Source organism: Parafrankia colletiae, assembly GCF_001854655.1.
Lineage (GTDB): Bacteria > Actinomycetota > Actinomycetes > Frankiales > Frankiaceae > Parafrankia > Parafrankia colletiae.
In genome coordinates this window covers 264,948-282,128 of sequence record NZ_MBLM01000108.1, presented here as the reverse complement: position 1 = coordinate 282,128, position 17,181 = coordinate 264,948, and the positions used below count along the sequence as shown (strand labels likewise).

General features: G+C 71.1%; 12 protein-coding genes. 3 read left to right on the top strand and 9 right to left on the bottom strand.

Annotated features, from left to right (window positions below):
- The 3 genes from CC117_RS12305 (at position 1) to CC117_RS37425 (ending at position 4,876) form a co-directional block, all read left to right on the top strand.
- Positions 1-1,887 carry a 2-oxoacid:acceptor oxidoreductase subunit alpha gene (locus CC117_RS12305; protein ID WP_071083848.1) on the top strand — a complete coding sequence of 629 codons (1,887 nt, stop codon included), beginning with the start codon at positions 1-3 and terminating at the stop codon, positions 1,885-1,887.
- Positions 1,884-2,945 (top strand): 2-oxoacid:ferredoxin oxidoreductase subunit beta, encoded by a 1,062-nt coding sequence (locus CC117_RS12300; RefSeq protein WP_071083847.1) that lies wholly within the window; start codon positions 1,884-1,886, stop codon positions 2,943-2,945. The genes CC117_RS12305 and CC117_RS12300 overlap by 4 nt, the downstream gene beginning before the upstream one ends.
- A 389-nt stretch (positions 2,946-3,334) precedes the next feature.
- Positions 3,335-4,876 carry a hypothetical protein gene (locus CC117_RS37425; protein WP_084131986.1) on the top strand — a complete coding sequence of 514 codons (1,542 nt, stop codon included), beginning with the start codon at positions 3,335-3,337 and terminating at the stop codon, positions 4,874-4,876.
- 85 nt (positions 4,877-4,961) lie between these two features.
- On the opposite strand, the gene CC117_RS12285 is transcribed toward CC117_RS37425, so the two are convergent.
- The 9 genes from CC117_RS12285 to CC117_RS12245 all read right to left on the bottom strand — a co-directional run bounded on the left by CC117_RS12285 (position 4,962) and on the right by CC117_RS12245 (position 17,180).
- Positions 4,962-5,978, bottom strand: coding sequence for a polyprenyl synthetase family protein (locus tag CC117_RS12285; protein ID WP_071083844.1), 1,017 nt, complete (start codon positions 5,976-5,978; stop codon positions 4,962-4,964).
- Positions 5,979-5,985: 7 nt separating this feature from the next.
- Positions 5,986-7,563 carry an NADH-quinone oxidoreductase subunit NuoN gene (gene nuoN / locus CC117_RS12280; protein ID WP_071083843.1) on the bottom strand — a complete coding sequence of 526 codons (1,578 nt, stop codon included), beginning with the start codon at positions 7,561-7,563 and terminating at the stop codon, positions 5,986-5,988.
- Positions 7,560-9,119 carry an NADH-quinone oxidoreductase subunit M gene (locus tag CC117_RS12275; protein WP_071083842.1) on the bottom strand — a complete coding sequence of 520 codons (1,560 nt, stop codon included), beginning with the start codon at positions 9,117-9,119 and terminating at the stop codon, positions 7,560-7,562. Before CC117_RS12275 ends, nuoN begins: the two co-directional genes overlap by 4 nt.
- A gap of 1 nt (position 9,120) precedes the next feature.
- Complete coding sequence (gene nuoL, locus CC117_RS12270) at positions 9,121-11,106, bottom strand: NADH-quinone oxidoreductase subunit L (RefSeq protein WP_071083841.1); 1,986 nt, start codon at positions 11,104-11,106, stop codon at positions 9,121-9,123.
- A 224-nt stretch (positions 11,107-11,330) separates the two neighbouring features.
- Complete coding sequence (nuoK, locus tag CC117_RS12265; RefSeq protein WP_018638506.1) at positions 11,331-11,630, bottom strand: NADH-quinone oxidoreductase subunit NuoK; 300 nt, start codon at positions 11,628-11,630, stop codon at positions 11,331-11,333.
- Positions 11,627-12,607 carry an NADH-quinone oxidoreductase subunit J gene (locus tag CC117_RS12260; RefSeq protein WP_071083840.1) on the bottom strand — a complete coding sequence of 327 codons (981 nt, stop codon included), beginning with the start codon at positions 12,605-12,607 and terminating at the stop codon, positions 11,627-11,629. Before CC117_RS12260 ends, nuoK begins: the two co-directional genes overlap by 4 nt.
- The gene (gene nuoI, locus CC117_RS12255; RefSeq protein WP_071083839.1) at positions 12,604-13,263 is read right to left on the bottom strand and encodes an NADH-quinone oxidoreductase subunit NuoI; all 660 of its coding nucleotides are present in this window, start codon (positions 13,261-13,263) and stop codon (positions 12,604-12,606) included. The genes CC117_RS12260 and nuoI overlap by 4 nt, the downstream gene beginning before the upstream one ends.
- Before the next feature lie 3 nt (positions 13,264-13,266).
- Positions 13,267-14,604, bottom strand: a complete 1,338-nt coding sequence (gene nuoH / locus CC117_RS12250) for an NADH-quinone oxidoreductase subunit NuoH (RefSeq protein ID WP_071083838.1) — start codon at positions 14,602-14,604, stop codon at positions 13,267-13,269.
- Entirely contained in the window at positions 14,601-17,180 is a 2,580-nt protein-coding gene (locus tag CC117_RS12245) for an NADH-quinone oxidoreductase subunit G (protein WP_071083837.1), read from the bottom strand. The genes nuoH and CC117_RS12245 overlap by 4 nt, the downstream gene beginning before the upstream one ends.
- Position 17,181 lies beyond the last annotated feature (1 nt).

Genomic DNA, 17,181 nt, shown 5'->3' with positions numbered 1-17,181 from the left:
GTGTCTGAGCAGGTCAGGGAGAGGGAGACCCGCCGGCTCGACCGGGTCGTCGTGCGGTTCGCCGGCGACTCCGGCGACGGTATGCAGCTAACCGGGGAACAGTTCACAAGCGAGACGGCGGCATTCGGCAACGATCTGTCCACGCTTCCGGACTTTCCCGCGGAAATTCGGGCGCCAGCCGGCACGCCTGCCGGAGTTTCTGGCTTCCAGCTCCATTTTTCCGATCACGATATTCTGACCCCGGGCGATGCCCCGGACGTCCTGGTCGCCATGAACCCGGCCGCGCTGAAGGCGAATCTCAAGGACCTGCCACCCGGCGCGGACCTGATCGTCAACACCGATGCGTTCACCGGCGGCAACCTGAAGAAGGCCGGCTACGCCGCCGACCCGCTGACGGACGGGACCCTGGACAACTACACCGTCCACCGCGTGCCGCTGACGTCGATGACGATCAGCGCGGTCCACGCCGCCGAGGGCGTCGGCGGGGCGGTGAACAAGAAGGAGGCCGAGCGGGCGAAGAACATGTTCGCGCTCGGCCTGATGAGCTGGCTGTACCACCGGCCCACCGGCGGCACCGAGGGCTTCCTCAAGAAGAAGTTCGCCAAGCGACCGGAGATCGCGGCGGCCAACATCGCCGCGTTCCGTGCCGGTTTCAACTACGGCGAGACCACCGAGTCCTTCTCGGTGACCTACGAGGTCGCCCCGGCCCGTATGCGGTCCGGCACCTACCGGCGCATCACCGGGAACATCGCCCTCTCCTACGGGCTGATCGCCGCCGGTGAGCTCACGAAGCTGCCGCTGTTCCTCGGCACCTACCCGATCACCCCGGCGACGGACATCCTGCACGAGCTGAGCAAGCACAAGCAGTTCGGCATCCGGACGTTCCAGGYCGAGGACGAGATCGCCGGCGTCGGCGCGGCGCTCGGCGCCTCGTTCGGCGGCTCGCTGGGTGTGACGACGACATCCGGCCCGGGAGTCGCGCTGAAGAGCGAGACGATCGGCCTGGCGGTCAGCCTGGAGCTGCCGCTGCTGATCGTGGACATCCAGCGCGGTGGCCCGTCGACGGGCCTGCCGACCAAGACCGAGCAGGCCGACCTCCTGCAGGCGATGTTCGGCCGCAACGGTGAGGCCCCGGTGCCGATCGTGGCGCCGCAGTCACCGGCGGACTGTTTCCACGCCGCCATCGAGGCCGCCCGGATCGCGACCAAGTACCGCACGCCGGTGTTCCTGCTCTCGGACGGCTACCTGGCGAACGGCTCCGAGCCGTGGCTGCTGCCGACCAGTGAGGAGCTTCCGGACCTCACGGTGACCTTCACGACCGAGCCGAACCACACCGGTCCGAAGGGTCCCGAGTTCTGGCCCTACCAGCGCGACCCCGAGACGCTCGCCCGGCCGTGGGCTCTCCCCGGCACCCCGGGCCTCGAGCACCGGATCGGTGGTCTGGAGAAGGCCGACGGGTCGGGCAACATCTCCTACGACCCGGCGAACCACGACCGCATGGTGCGGCTGCGGCAGGCGAAGGTCGACGGCATCGCCCGCGACATCGCCCCGCTGGAGGTCGACGACCCGTCCGGCATGGYGGACGTGCTCGTGCTCGGCTGGGGGTCGACCTTCGGGCCGATCGCCGCCGGCTGCCGGCGGGTTCGGGCCAAGGGCCTGCACGTGGCCCAGGCGCACCTGCGTCACCTCAACCCGTTCCCGGCGAACACTGCCGAGGTGCTGYGCTCCTACGACAAGGTGCTGATCCCCGAGATGAACCTCGGCCAGCTCCGCACCCTGATCAGGTCGCAGTTCCTGGTGGACGCGATCGGCTACAACCAGGTCCGTGGGCTGCCGTTCAAGGCTGCGGAACTCGCGGGCGTCTTGGAGGATGTGATCAACCAGTGACCGTCACGACGAACGGCAACGGGATTACCAACCGACTCCTGGACCTGGTGCCCGCCGCCCCGACCCAGCTGACCCGCAAGGACTTCACCTCCGACCAGGAGGTCCGGTGGTGCCCGGGTTGTGGCGACTACGCCATCCTGGCGACCGTGYAGGGCTTCCTGCCGGAGCTCGGCATCGCCCGGGAGAACGTCGCCTTCATCTCGGGCATCGGGTGCTCCTCCCGTTTCCCGTACTACCTGCAGACCTACGGGATGCACTCGATCCACGGGCGTGCGCCGGCGATCGCGACCGGGCTGGCCACCTCCCGTCCGGACCTGTCGGTGTGGGTCGTCACCGGCGACGGTGACGCCCTGTCCATCGGCGGGAACCACCTGCTCCACGCGATGCGCCGCAACGTCAACCTCAAGATCCTGATGTTCAACAACAGGATCTACGGTCTGACCAAGGGGCAGTACTCGCCGACCTCCGAGGTCGGGAAGATCACGAAGTCGACACCGTTCGGCTCGCTGGACCGCCCGTACAACCCGGCGTCGCTGGCGCTGGGCGCGGAGGCCACTTTCGTCGCCCGGTCGATCGACTCGGACCGAGCCCACCTGACGTCGGTGCTGCGCGCCGCGGCGGAGCACCCGGGCACCGCGTTCGTCGAGATCTTCCAGAACTGCAACATCTTCAACGATGGYGCGTTCGAGCCCCTCAAGGACCGGACGACGCGGGACGACGTCACCCTGAAGCTGGTCGACGGCGAGCCGCTGCTGTTCGGCGCCGAGCGGGACAAGGCCATCCGGCGCTCCGCGTCGGGCGGTCTGGAGGTCTGTGCGGCCACCGACGAGGGTGTCCTCGTGCACGATGCGGCGAACCGGGACCCGAGCCAGGCCTTCGCCCTGTCGCGGCTGACCGGCGACGACCACGGGGTCACCCCGATCGGGGTGTTCCGCAACGTCGACGTACCGACCTACGACGAGGCCCTCAACGGGCAGGTCGAGCAGGCCCGCGCCAAGAACGGCACCGGCGACCTGATCGGTCTCATCTCGGGCAGCGAGACCTGGACGATCGACTGACCGCACGTCGAGCGACCGCAGAGATCGGCTGACGGCTCAGGTCGGCCRGCAGCACGACCGTGACGGCCGGGGTGGTGGAACGACACCACCCCGGCCTTCGCCTTTCGGCCCCGCGCATCGTTTCCGGACCCCCGGCGCGCCGCCCCAAGGTGCTATCTGCTTCCTTTTGTCCCTGTTGGCGGCACATGCTGCACTTGCCGCTTTCTGATCAGTGTGCGGTAAGGTGATTGCCGGTGGGGGTGCCGTGCGGCCCGGGGGGGCTCACAACACCAGAACAGCCGGAGGCGTAGTGCGGGTTCACGCAGCGCGAGGTCACCGAGCCCATCACCGAGGCTCTCCGCCGCCCATCAGTGCCCGGTTCCAGGGCCTGCCGGCCGCGGGAGCGCAGCATGGGTAGCCACTCCGCGGGCCRGCACAGCCGGGGAGCCCCCGGCAGCGGTCGGCGCCCCGAGGCGCGGGCCGAGGCTCCGGGCCAGGCCTCCGCCCACACGCCCCCAGGCAGCCCCCCGTCGCAGCCCTCCGAGCGCGACCCCTACCGTGAGCCGCTGCCGCACCGCTACCCGACGCCGCGCCGCGAGCCGTCACAGCATCGCGAGCCGTCGCTCTACGCCCAGCGGCGCGCCGAGCCCCTCCCACGGACCTCCCAGGCGCAGAGCCGGCAGCAGAGCGCGGCCCCGACCCGTTCCACCTGGGTCACCAGCGAGTGGAGCAGCAGCCCCTCCGCGGGGATGTCCCCGCTGCCGAGGCGTTTCCCCCCGCCCCGGCCGACCAGCCGACCCCCCGGAGAGATCGACACGCTCACCGGGCCGCTGTCGATGAGCTCCGGTGCCGACACCGCACGGCCGGCCCGGCCCGCCCGCACCACGCGCTCCTCGCTGTTCGAGCCGGTACGCCCGGTCGGCTCTCTCGACGTCGGGCACGCCGAGGACGTCGATCCGGACGCTCCAGCCGCCCGGGTGAAGGGTCTGCGCGCGACCGGCGCGCGACTCGCTCCCCAGGATCGGGCGCCGCGCCCGGGAGGCACCCGGTCGGGTTCCGCCACGGCCGGCCGCGGAGCGCACCGCGCACAAGCCCCCCGCCGCGCACCCGGCCGCACCAGGATGGTGGTGGCGGGCACCGCTTCCCTCGCCGGCCTCTCCGCGATCGTGACCGGCGTCGCGCTCACGGGCGAGCACGCGGTCACCAACGCCGGGCCGACGACCGGCGCCACGCCGCTCATCCAGGTGGACGAGGCCCGCCACGCGTTCGGTTCGGACGACGCGCAGGCCTCCCGGGGCAGCCGCGAACCGCTGCTGCCTCCGCAGGTCCCCGACCCCACCGGCGACACCTTCCCCACCGGTTCCGGCACGAGCACCAGCACGGGCCCGATCGGCCAGGAGTACGGGTACCAGCACTACACCCGCCAGAACGCCCCGGCGCCGCCGGCGAACCCGGGCACCACGGGCACCACGGGCACCACGGGCACCACGGGCGAGGAGGGTCTCTCCGGCTACGAGATCCCGTTCGTACCGCTGACCCCGCAGACCAGCGCAGCGCCGACGCCGGGCGGGTCCACCCCGCCGGCGGGCACGACGTCCGACCCGGCCGCCGGTGGAACCACGACCGGTGGAACCACAACCGGCACGACCCCTGGTGCAACGCCCGGCGGCACGACCACCGCTCCGGCTACCACCCAGCCCGGGGGCACCGCCACCCCGAGGCCAACAACCCCGGCGACGAAGCCCGCATCCGGCGGCACGACGACGCCCACTACTCCGCGCCCGTCCAGCTCGGCCTCGACGACCCCGCCGCCGAGCACGACGCCGGAGGACGAGGAGGAGGGCTCGCTGCCGTTCAACCCGGAGCCGGTGCAGGTCACCCCGATCTGGGATTCGCTCTTCCCGCCCGCGGCCTCCGGCTCCACGGCGACGAGCAGCTCCGCCACCAGGTAAAGGCGCTCGGCCGCAGGGCCGGGAAGGTCCCTGCGGCCGCCCGCCCACCGCTCCTGGCGGGCGGGCGGCCGCTGGCAGCCCGTGGTCAGCCCGTGCGATCGACGACGAAGTCAGCCAGTGATTCCAGGGCCACCTTCGCGGAGCTGTCGGGGAGCGGAGCCAGGCAGGCGCGGGCCTCACTCGACCAGCGGATCAGCTCGGCACGTGCCCGGCCCATGGCCGGGTGCTCCCGCAGTACCTCCAACGCCTCCGCGACGGCGGGCTCCGCGACTCCCTCCTGCGCCCAGGGGTTCTCGCCGAGCAGGTCACGCAGCCGCCGCGCACCCGCGTCGTCGCTCTCCAGGGCGTACAGGACGGGCAGCGTCGGGATGCCCTCACGCAGATCGGTGCCGGGGGTCTTCCCGGACGCCTCGGTCGGCGACGCGACGTCGATGAGGTCGTCGGAGAGCTGGAAGGCCACCCCGAACCGCTCGCCGAACGCGGCGAGAATGTCGGACGTCACCGGGTCGGCGCCGGCGAGCATCGCCCCGAGCCGGCCGGAGGTGGCGATCAGCGACGCGGTCTTGTCGGTGATGACCCGCAGGTAGTGCTCGATCGGGTCCTGGCCGGGTGCGGGGCCGACAGTCTCGCGGATCTGCCCCTCGCACAGCGCGGCGATGGTACGGGCCAGGATGCGGGTGGCCTCCGGCCCCAGGTCGGCCGTGATCTCGGAGGCGCGGGCGAACAGGAAGTCGCCGGTGAGGATCGCGACCGTGTTCGTCCAGCGGGCGTTCGCCGACGCCGCGCCACGCCGCAGCGGCGCCTCGTCCATCACGTCGTCGTGGTACAGCGTCGACAGGTGCGTCAGCTCGATCGCGACGGCTGCCGGCACCACGCCGACAGCGTCGGGATCGGCGAACTGCGCCGCGAGCAGCACGACCATCGGCCGGAACCGCTTGCCGCCCGCGTCGACGAGGTGCCGGGACGCCTCGGTGACGAACGGGAACTCGCTGCGGACGGACACCCGCAGCTGGTCCTCGACCGCGGCGAGCCCGACCCGGACAGCCTTCTCAAGATCAGGGTCGGCCCTGATCCCCATCACGTCCAGCCCGATAGCGCTCATACCGCCATCAGCGTACGAAGCCGGAGGTCGCCGCGGTGGTCGCAAGGTCGAGAAGTGGCTGGGGAATTACGCCCAGCAGCAGGGTCATGAGTGCACCTATACCCACCGTGGCGAAAGTCAGCGTCGGGCGGGTGACCACCACCGGGCCGTCAGCCAACGGCTCGGAGAAGAACATCAGCACGATCACGCGGACGTAGAAGAAGGCGGCGATGGCACTGCACACGAGCGCGACGATGACAAGCGGAGTGGCGTCGCCGGCGATCGCGGCCTGGAAGACGGYGAACTTGCCGGTGAATCCGCTGGTCAGCGGGATACCGGCCAGGGCGAGCAGCAGGAACGCGAACGTGCCCGCAACCACCGGCGAGGTGCGGCCCAGGCCCTGCCACTGGGACAGGTCGCTGGCCTCCCCGTCTCCGGTGCGGACGAGCGAGACGACGCCGAACGCGGCGATGGTGGTGAAGCCGTAGGTGACCAGGTAGAACATCGCGCCGCGCAGGCCGTCGGTGTTCGAGCCGGCCATGCCGACCAGCAGGAAGCCGGCGTGGGCGACGGCCGAGTAGGCGAGCATCCGCTTGATGTCGCGCTGGGTCAGCGCCAGCACCGCCCCGACGACCATGGTGAGGATCGCGACGGCCCAGACCACGGGACGCCAGTCCCAGCGCATGCCACCGAAGGCCACGTAGAAGACCCGGAGCAGCGCGCCGAAGGCGGCCACCTTGGTGCCGGCCGCCATGAACGCGGTGATCGGCGTCGGGGAGCCCTGGTAGACGTCCGGCGTCCAGGAGTGGAACGGAGCGGCGCCGATCTTGAAGAACAGGCCGACGCCGAGCAGGGCGAGCGACAGGTAGAGGTAGGTGTCGCTCTGGCCCACCGTGCCGACCGCGTCGGCGACCCGGCCCAGCTCGACGCTGCCGGCGTAGCCGTAGGCGAACGCGACGCCGTAGAGGAAGAAGGCCGACGAGAACGCCCCGAGCAGGAAGTACTTCATCGCGGCTTCCTGCGACAGCAGGCGCCGCCGGCGGGCGAGCCCGGCCAGCAGGTACAGCGGCAGCGAGAGGATCTCCAGCGCGACGAACATGACGAGCAGGTTGTTCGAGGCGACGAAGAGCAGCATGCCGCTGACCGAGAAGACCATCAGCGGGTAGGCCTCGGTCTGCACCTCCGGGGAGGTGCGCTGCGCCGTGGAGCCCTTGGAGCCGGGCACTACGGCCGCGGAGGCGACGAGCGCGCCACCGGAGGAGTCCAGCCGGCGCTCGGCGACGAGCAGGACGGCCAGCGCCGCGAACACCAGGATGGTGCCCTGCATGAACAGGGTGGGCCCGTCGATGGCCACCGCGCCGGCGGCGAGGATCTCGCGCCGGGTGTGCAGAAGCACGACGGCGACGAAGGCGGCGATGAAGCCGCCGCCCGCGAGCAGCGGCTGCAGCACCCGCCGGGCCTTCGGCGGCGCGAAGGCGTCGACGAGGACACCGGCCAGGGCGACGCCGAAGAGGATGAGCATCGGGCTGAGCGCCGAGTACTCGATCGACGGCGGTGTGATCTTCTGCGTGACGTCCTGCGCCAGCACAGTGGGTACTGCGCTCACGAATGGCCTCCGGATTCCGGCGCGGCCACCGGGGCCGTCGGCGCCGGGTCAGACTTCCCGATGTCCTCGAAGGTGGCGGTGACCGTGGGCGTGATGATGTCGAGCAGCGGCTTGGGGTACACACCGAGCCCGATGATCAGCACGACCATCGGCGCGACCACCAGCCGCTCCCGCGTGCTGAGGTCCTTGACGAGTCGCATCTTCTCGTCCTTGATCGGACCGGTCATCGTGCGCTGGTACAGGTAGAGGATGTAGATCGCGGCGAGCACGATGCCGCAGGTCGCCACGATCGCCAGCGCCCGGTACTCGGTGAAGGTTCCGACCAGCACCAGGAACTCGCTGACGAAACTGTTCGTGCCCGGCAGCGCCAGCGAGGACAGGCCGGCGATCAGGAAGACCCCGGCGAGTATCGGCGTCACCTGGGCCATGCCGCCGTAGGCGCTGACGTCCCGGCTGCCTCGCCGGCTGACCAGGATGCCGACCACCAGGAACAGCAGGCCCGTCGACAGGCCGTGGTTGACCATGTAGAGCACGGCGCCGGTGCCGGCCTGCGAGGTGAAGGCGAACGTCCCCAGGGCGATGAAGCCGAAGTGCGCCAGCGAGGTGTAGGCGACCAGGCGTTTCATGTCCCGCTGGCCGATGGCCAGCAGTGCGCCGTAGAAGATGCCGACCACCGCCAGGGCCAGCACCATCGGCGCGAAGTACTCGGCGGCGTCCGGGAACAGCGGGATGCAGTACCGGATGAGGCCGAAGGTGCCGACCTTGTCCAGGACGCCGACCAGCAGCACGGCGCCGCCGGTGGGCGACTGCGCGCCGGCGTCGGGCAGCCAGGTGTGGAACGGGAACAGCGGCGCCTTGATCGCGAAGGCGATGAAGAAGCCGAGGAACAGCAGCTTCTGCACGCCGGGGGTGATCTCCAGCTGGCGCAGGGTGGCGAAGTCGAAGGTGCCGGTACCGAGCTGGTCGGCGGAGACCACGTAGAGACCGATCACCGCGGCCAGCATCAGCAGCCCGCCGAACAGGCTGTAGAGCAGGAACTTCACCGCCGCGTAGGAGCGCTGCGCCTTCTCCTCGGCCGGCCCGTAGCTCCCGATGAGGAAGTACATCGGGATGAGCATGRCCTCGAAGAAGACGTAGAAGAGGAACACGTCGGTGGCCGCGAAGACCCCGATCATGCCCGTCTCCAGCGCCAGCAGCAGCGCGAAGAACGCCGGGACCGACCGCTTGCCCTCCTCGACCTCGTCCCACGAGGCCAGCACGACCACCGGCACGAGCAGCGCGGCGAGCAGCATCAGCACCAGCGAGATGCCGTCGGCGCCCACCGAGTAGGAGACGCCGAACTCCTTGATCCAGTCGTAGGACTGACCGAACTGGAAACCGGCCTTGTCCGGGTCGTAGGCGGCGGTGGCCAGCACGGCCAGCACCAGCACCGCGAGCGAGATCGCCAGCGTGAGCTGCTTGGCGAGCGCGACGGACCGGCGCGGAAGACCCGCGACCACAAGCGATCCGACCGCGGGGACGATCAGCAGGATCGTCAGCCAGGGAGCCGTACTCACGTCAGCCGGCCCTGGTCAGCAGCAGAGCACCGACCACGAGGACGGCACCTCCCAACATCGACAGTGCGTAGGACCGGACGAAACCGGTCTGGGTGCGTCGCAGCCGGCCGGACAGCCCGCCGACGGCCGCGGCGCTGCCGCGCACGAATCCGTCGATCCCGACGTTGTCCGCCCAGACCAGGAAGCGGGTCAGGTACTGCCCGGGCCGCATGGCGACGGCCTCGTTGACGGTGTTCGCGTAGAGGTCGTGCCGCGCGGCGACGGTGACCACGCTGACCTCGGCGTCCGGCCGGGCGACGGCCTCGACGGGGCGCAGCGCGTAGCGCAGGTAGGCACCGGCGAAACCACCGGCCGAGACGACCAGCACCAGCGCGGTGACGACGGCGGGCGAGATGTCGTGGTGCGCCTCGCCGTGCTCACCGACCACCGGCGCCAGCCAGTTCTGCATCGAGTTGCCGAGGACGAACAGGCCACCGGCGAACACCGAGCCGACCGCGAGCAGCAGCATCGGGCCGGTCATCGTGGTCGGCGACTCGTGCGGGTGCTTCGCCTTCGGGCCCTCGTGCTCCCAGCGTTCCTTGCCGTGGAAGGTCATGAGGAACAGCCGGGTCATGTAGAACGCGGTGATACCGGCGCCGAGCAGTGCCACTCCGCCGAGGACGTAGCCGCTCGTCCCGCCCTTGGCCAGCGCGGTCTCGATGATGCGGTCCTTGGTGAAGAAGCCGGACAGGCCCGGGAAGCCGATGATCGCCAGGTAGCCGAGCCCGAAGGTGATCCAGGTGATCGGCATGTACTTCCGCAGCCCGCCGTAGCGGCGCATGTCCTGCTCGTCGTCCATCGCGTGGATGACGGAGCCGGAGCCGAGGAAGAGGCCGGCCTTGAAGAAGCCGTGCGCCAGCAGGTGCATGATGCCGAGCGCGTAGCCGGCGGGCCCGAGGCCCACCGCCAGGAACATGTAGCCGATCTGGCTGACCGTCGAGTACGCCAGGACCTTCTTGATGTCGTCGTAGGCGCAGCCGATGACGCACCCGATCAGGATGGTGACCGCCCCGATGATCAGGACGACGGTGCGGGCGGCCTGCGTCTCGTTGAAGATCGGCGCCGAGCGGACGATCAGGTAGACGCCGGCGGTGACCATCGTCGCGGCGTGGATCAGCGCGGAGATCGGGGTGGGGCCCTCCATGGCGTCCGGCAGCCAGGCCTGCAGCGGGAACTGGCCGGACTTGCCGCACGCGCCGAGCAGGAGCAGCAGCGCGACCGCGCTGATGGTGCCGTAGCCGATCACGTCCGCGGCGGCCGCGCCGAACACGTCGTCGTAGTTGGTGCTGCCGACGGTGGCGAACATGAACATGATGGCGAGCGCCAGCCCGACGTCACCGACCCGGTTCATGTAGAAGGCCTTGTTCGCGGCGGTGGCCGCGGCGGGCTTGTACTCCCAGAACTTGATGAGCAGGTAGGACGAGAGACCGACCAGCTCCCAGCCGCCGTACAGGACCAGGAAGTTGTTCCCCAGGACCAGCAGCAGCATGGACGCCAGGAACAGGTTCATGTAGGCGAAGAAGCGCCGGCGCCCCGCGTCGTGCGCCATGTAGCCGATCGAGTAGATGTGGATCAGCGTTCCCACACCGGTGATCAGCAGTACGAACAGGATGGACAGCTGGTCCACCAGCAGCCCGACGTCAACCTGGAAGCTGTTGACCGGCACCCAGCTGAACAGGTGCTGGGAGACCGCGCGGTCGTCGCCCTCCCGGTCGAGCAGCCCGAAGAACAGCACCAGGCCGACGACGAACGAGGCCGCCGCCGTGAGCGTCCCGAGCAGGTGGCCCCACCGGTCGGTGCGCCGGCCGCCGAGCAGGAGAACGGCCGCCCCGGCCAGCGGCAGCGCGATGAGCAGCCAGGTCAGCGAGAACGCCCCGGACGCGGCGGCGTAGTGCACGGCCCCACCGCCGTGCTCCTCGGCCGCGAGGAGGGCCCCTGGCGCGCTCATCGCGGTCCGGTTCCGGGTACGTGCGCCAGCGCCAGGGCCACCGGAGGTGGTCCGGGCTGCGCCGCCCCTGTTGCGCAAAGCGTCACTGCAGTGTCGTCCGTTCTTCCGTGACCGGAGGTCCCGGTCGCGGCCGCGTCGTGGGCGGCCGGGGACAGGCCTGGAGGAGGCCCGAGTACGTCGAGGGTTGCGCTCAGTACGTCGAGGTTGCTCAGTACGTCAGCGGCTCAGTACTTCAGGAGGTTCACGTCGTCGACCGAGGCGGATCTGCGTGTCCGGAAGATCGCCAGGATGATGGCGAGGCCGATGACCACCTCGGCGGCGGCCACGACCATGACGAAGAACGCCATGATCTGGCCCTCCAGCGTGCCGTGGATGCGGGAGAAGGTCACCAGCGTCAGGTTCACCGAGTTGAGCATCAGCTCGATCGACATGAACACGACGATCGCGTTGCGCCGGACCAGTACGCCGGTCGCCCCGATGGTGAAGAGCAGTCCCGACAGGATCAGATAGTTCGCCGGGTTCACCGACCACTCCCCCTGCCCGCGCCGACCGGCGCCGACTCGCCCACGGCGCTCCCGCTGTCGGAGCCCTCCGCTGTGYCGTTCACGCCCTGGCCGCCACCGCCGGTGCCCGGCCCGCCGTCGCCACCCGCACCACCTGAGCCGCCGCCGGGGCCGTCGTTGCCACCTGGACCGCCCGTGGCGGGACCGGAGCCCTCCGGCCCCGCACCGCCCGGTCCCGGCCCCGCACTGCCTGGGCCTGGCCCGCTGGCTCCGGGCCCGTCACCGGTGGACGTCGCGCCGACGGCCGAGGGCTCGCCGGTGCCGCGGACGGCCTGCTCAAGATCGGGGTTGAGCGCGAAGACCTTCGGCCCGGGTCGCGGCGTGACCGGCCCGCCCGCGGTGAAGCGCCGGCGCATCTGCTCCTTCTGCGTGAGCTTCCCGCCGGTGTGCTCGCGGTGGCCCAGGACCATCGTCCCGATGGCGGCCACGACCAGCAGGACCGAGATCGCCTCGAAGACGAACACGTACTCGGTGAAGAGGAGGCGTCCGATCGCGTGGACGTTGCCCCCGCTGTTCGCCGCCTCCAGGCCCGCCGCCGTGCCACCGTCGATCGCGCGGCCGATCGGGAAGACCAGCAGGCCGGCGAAGCCCAGCCCGAGGATCACCGCGGCGATCCGCTGGCCGCGCAGGGTCTCGACGAGCGAGTCGGACGAGTCCACGCCGACCAGCATCAGCACGAACAGGAACAGGACCATGATCGCGCCGGTGTAGACGATGATCTGGACGAACCCGAGGAACGGCGCGTCCTGGATCAGGTAGAACACCGCGACGCAGAACAGGTTCACGACCAGCAGCAGCGCCGAGTGCACCGCGCTGCGCATCAGCACCAGGCCGAGGGCGGCGATGACCGCGACCGGCGCGAGCAGCCAGAAGGTCCAGGCCTCGCCGTTCGACGTGCTGGTCATCTCCGCCGCCTGGGCGAGGATCTGCGGATTCATCGCGGCTGCTCCGAACCGGCGCCGTGGGCGGGGACCTCGTCCGCCCGGGAGTGCTCGCCGGCGACCCGGCGGGCGATGACGCTCTCCGCCTCGGCCTGGGTGTCACCGGCCGGCGCACCGCCGCCCGGGGTGCTGCCGACCTGCCAGGGCAGCGGGGCGTCCGGGTCGCGGGTGTAGTAGTCGGTCTCGCTCTCGCCTAGCCGCATCGGGTGCGGCGGGGACTCCATCCCCTCCCGCAGCGGGGCGAGGAGCTGCTCCTTGGTGAAGATCAGGTCGGCGCGGCTGTCGTCGGCGAGCTCGTAGTCGTTCGACATGGTGAGCGCCCGGGTCGGGCACGCCTCGATGCACAGCCCGCACAGGATGCAGCGCAGGTAGTTGATCTGGTAGACGCTGCCGTAGCGCTCACCCGGGGAGTAGCGCTCCTCGTCGGTGTTGTCCGCGCCCTCGACGTAGATCGCGTCCGCGGGGCACGCCCAGGCGCACAGCTCGCACCCGACGCACTTCTCGAGACCGTCGGGGTGCCGGTTCAGCTGGTGCCGGCCGTGGAACCGCGGCGCCGTCTCCTTCTTGTACTCCGGGTACTGCTCGGTCGTCGGCTTCTTGAACATCGTCGAGAAGGTGACGCCGAATCCCTTGTAGGGGTCGAGGATCCCCATGGTTCAGCTCTCCTGACGCGGGCCGGAGCCCGCGGGGATGACGGTGGTGTTTCCCTTGTCGCGCCCGGCCAGCACACCCGCGGCCGGGCCGCCGGACGGCGGAGGCCAGGGAATCCGGTCGAGGCTCGGGGCCGATTCGGCCCGTTCCCGCTCGGCCTCCTCCTGCTCCCGCTGGGCCCTGCCCGCACCCGGGTCGATGATCGCGACGATGAGCAGGATGCCCACCACGACCCCGAAGCCGATGAGCCAGGGCGTGCGGTCGGTGACGTGCTCCTGGTAGGCGCGGAAGGTGGCGACCGCGACCACCCAGACCAGGCCGACCGGGATGAGGACCTTCCAGCCGAAGGCCATGAACTGGTCGTACCGCAGCCGCGGRAGCGTTCCCCGCAGCCAGATGAAGACGAAGATGAACAGCAGCAGCTTGGCGACGAACCAGATCAGCGGGAACCAGCCGTGGTCCAGCCCGGACAGGCCGGGGATGGGTGGCGGCTGCCATCCGCCGAGGAACAGCGTCGTCGCGATCGCCGAGACGGTGACCATGTTGATGTACTCGGCGAGGAAGAAGAAGGCGAACTTGATCGAGCTGTACTCGGTGTGGAAGCCACCGACCAGCTCGCCTTCGGCCTCGGGGAGGTCGAAGGGCGTCCGGTTCGTCTCGCCGACCATCGCGATCACGTACAGGATGAAGGACGGCAGCAGCGCGACGTACCACCAGTCGTGCTGGCTCTGCACGATGCCGGCCGTGCTCAGCGTCCCGGCGTAGATGAACACCGCGACGAACGCGAGGCCCATCGCGACCTCGTAGGAGATGATCTGCGCGGCCGAGCGCAGCGAGCCGAGCAGCGGGTACGTCGACCCGCTGGACCAGCCGGCGAGGATCAGACCGTAGACGCCCACCGACGCCGCCGCCAGCAGGTACAGGACGCTGACCGGCAGGTCGGCGAGCTGCAGCAGGGTCCGCTCACCGAAGATCGACACCTCGGGCCCGAACGGGATGCAGGCGAACGCGAGGAACGCGGGTACCGCGGAGATGACCGGCGCCAGGATGAAGATCGGCTTGTCGGCCAGCGCCGGGACGATGTCCTCCTTGAGCATCAGCTTGACGCCGTCGGCGAGGCTCTGCAGCCAGCCGCGCGGGCCGTGCCGGTTCGGCCCGACCCGCTGCTGCATCTTCGCGACGACCTTGCGCTCGAAGACGATCGCGAACAGCGTCATCACGAGCAGGAAGGCGAAGACCGCGACGGCCTTGATCAGGATGAGCCAGAACGGGTCGTCGGTGAGGACGGACGTGTCCGGGTCGCCCATGTTCGCGGCGATCAGGAGCGTCGAGGTCCCGGTCATGCCCGGCCTCCGGTGGTGTCGTTCCGGCCGAGCGGGGCCACGGTCACGGCGGTGTCACTGGCTTCGGCGAGCTGCGAGCCCAGCGCGGTGCCGCGCCGCTCGTCGACCGGGAAGGTGTCGACGAGCCCGCCGGGCGCGGTCTCGGCCGGCAGCGGACCGCCGGGGGTGAGTCGTACCCGGACCCCCGCGTGCTCCGCCAGCGAGCGGCGCACGTGCGAGCCGGGCGAGTGCGTCGGGACCCAGACCACCCGGAAGGGCATCTCGCTGATCTCCAGCGGCAGGGTGACCGAGCCGCGGGACGTGCTGACGGTGACCGGCTGGCCCTCGACCGCGCCGATCTCGTCCGCGGTGGCCGCCGAGAGCAGCAGCCGTGGCGGGCGGGCGGTGCCGGCGAGATAGGGCTCGCCGGTCTGCAGCGCGCCGTCGTCGATGTTGAGGTGCCAGGTGGCGAGCAGTGCCTCGCCCGCCCCGGCGGGCACCGGCGCGGACGGGACCTCCGTCGGCGCCGGCCCGCGGCCCGTCTCGTCGCCGGCCCGGCCGAGTTCGCTCAGCTCGCGCGCGGCCGCCCCGGCGTCCGGGACGCGCAGGTCGATGCCCATCTCGGCGGCGAGCAGGTGCAGGACCCGCAGGTCGGGCAGCGCGGGGGTGTCGAGCGCCCGCTGGAAGGGACGCAGCCGGCCCTCCCAGTTCACGAACGTGCCCGCCTTCTCCGCGACTGGAGCCACCGGGAAGACCACGTCGGCGACCTCGGCGATCGACGAACGGCGGATCTCCAGCGAGACGCAGAACGGCACCCGCGCCAGCGCCGCCAGTGCGGCGGCCGGGTCGGGCAGGTCCTCGGCGTCGACGCCGGCGACGACGACCGCGTCAAGCCGGCCCGCCTCGGCGGCGGCCAGGATGCCGGTGGTGTCGCGGCCCGGGGCGCCGAGCAGGTTGGCGCCCCAGAAGGACTCCACCTCGGCGCGGGCTCCGACGTCCGCCACCGGGCGCCCGCCGGGAAGCAGTGACGGCAGCAGGCCGGCGGACACCGCGCCGCGTTCACCGGCGCGGCGCGGCACCCAGGCCAGCGCGGCACCGGTCGTCTCGGCCAGCCGCAGGGCTGCCGACAGGGCCCCGGGCGACTCGGCGGCCCGCGAACCGACCAGGATCACCGCGCCGGGTGCGCGCAGTGCCTCGGTCGTGGCGGCGCCGGTCGTCCCGGTGGCCAGCTCGTCGAGCGCGGCGGCCTCGCCACCGGGCACGATCGGGATCAGGGTGCCTGCCAGCTTCCGCAGGCCACGGGTGACCAGCGGAGCGAGCGCGTGCACCACGGTCCCGTGCTTGCTGGCCGCCTTGCGTAGCCGCAGGAAGACGATGCCGGACTCCTCCTCGGGCTCGAAGGCCACGAGCAGGACGGCGGGCGCGGTCTCCAGGTCGGCGTAGGTGACGCCGATGCCGGTGCCGGCGACCTCGCTGCCGAGGAACGCCTCCTCCTCGGCGGAGTGCGGGCGGGCCCGGAAGTCCACGTCGTTGGTGCGCAGCGCCACCCGGGCGAACTTGGCGTAGGCGTAGGCGTCCTCACGGGTGAGCCGGCCTCCGGCCAGCACGCCGACGCCGCGGCGGTCCCGGCACTCGGCGAGACCGCGGGCGGCGTACTCCAGCGCCTCCGACCAGCTCGCCTCGACCAGCTCGCCGGTGTTGTCGTCGCGGATCAGCGGGGTGGTGAGACGGTCGGCCTGCCGGGCGTAGGTGAACGCGAAGCGGCCCTTGTCGCAGTTCCACTCCTCGTTGACCGCCGGGTCCTCGGCGGCGAGGCGACGGGTCACCTTGCCGCGCCGGTGGTCGGTGCGCAGCGAGCAGCCGGCGGCGCAGTGCTCGCAGGACGTCGGCGTCGACACCAGATCGAACGGCCGGGCCCGGAACCGGTAGGCGGCGCTGGTGAGCGCGCCGACCGGACAGATCTGCACCGTGTTGCCGGAGAAGTAGGACGAGAACGGCTGCCCGTCGCTGACCGCGACCTGCTCGGCGGCACCGCGCTCGAACAGCTCGATGAACGGGTCGCCGGCGATCTGCGCGGAGAACCGGGTGCACCGCGCGCAGAGCACGCAGCGCTCGCGGTCCAGCAGGATCTGGGTGGAGATGGCCAGCGGCTTGGGGTAGGCCCGCTTGGTCTCCTTGAACCGGGAGGTGGCGGCGCCGTTCGCCATCGACTGGTTCTGCAGCGGGCACTCGCCGCCCTTGTCGCAGATCGGGCAGTCGAGGGGGTGGTTGAGCAGCAGGAACTCCAGCGTCCCGGCCTGTGCCTTCTTGGCCACCGGCGAGGAGATCTGGGTCTTGACCACCATGTCCGCGGCGACCGTCGCGGTGCAGGACGCGACCGGCTTGCGCTGGCCCTCGACCTCCACGATGCACTGCCGGCAGGCCCCGACCGGGTCCAGCAGCGGGTGGTCGCAGAAGCGCGGGATCTCGATGCCCAGCTGCTCCGCGGCCCGGATGATCAGGGTGCCCTTCGGCACGCTCACCGGCAGGCCGTCGATGGTGAGCGTGACGTGGTCGGGGGCAGCCGGCGCGGCCGGCTTCTCTGGGGCGACGGTCATG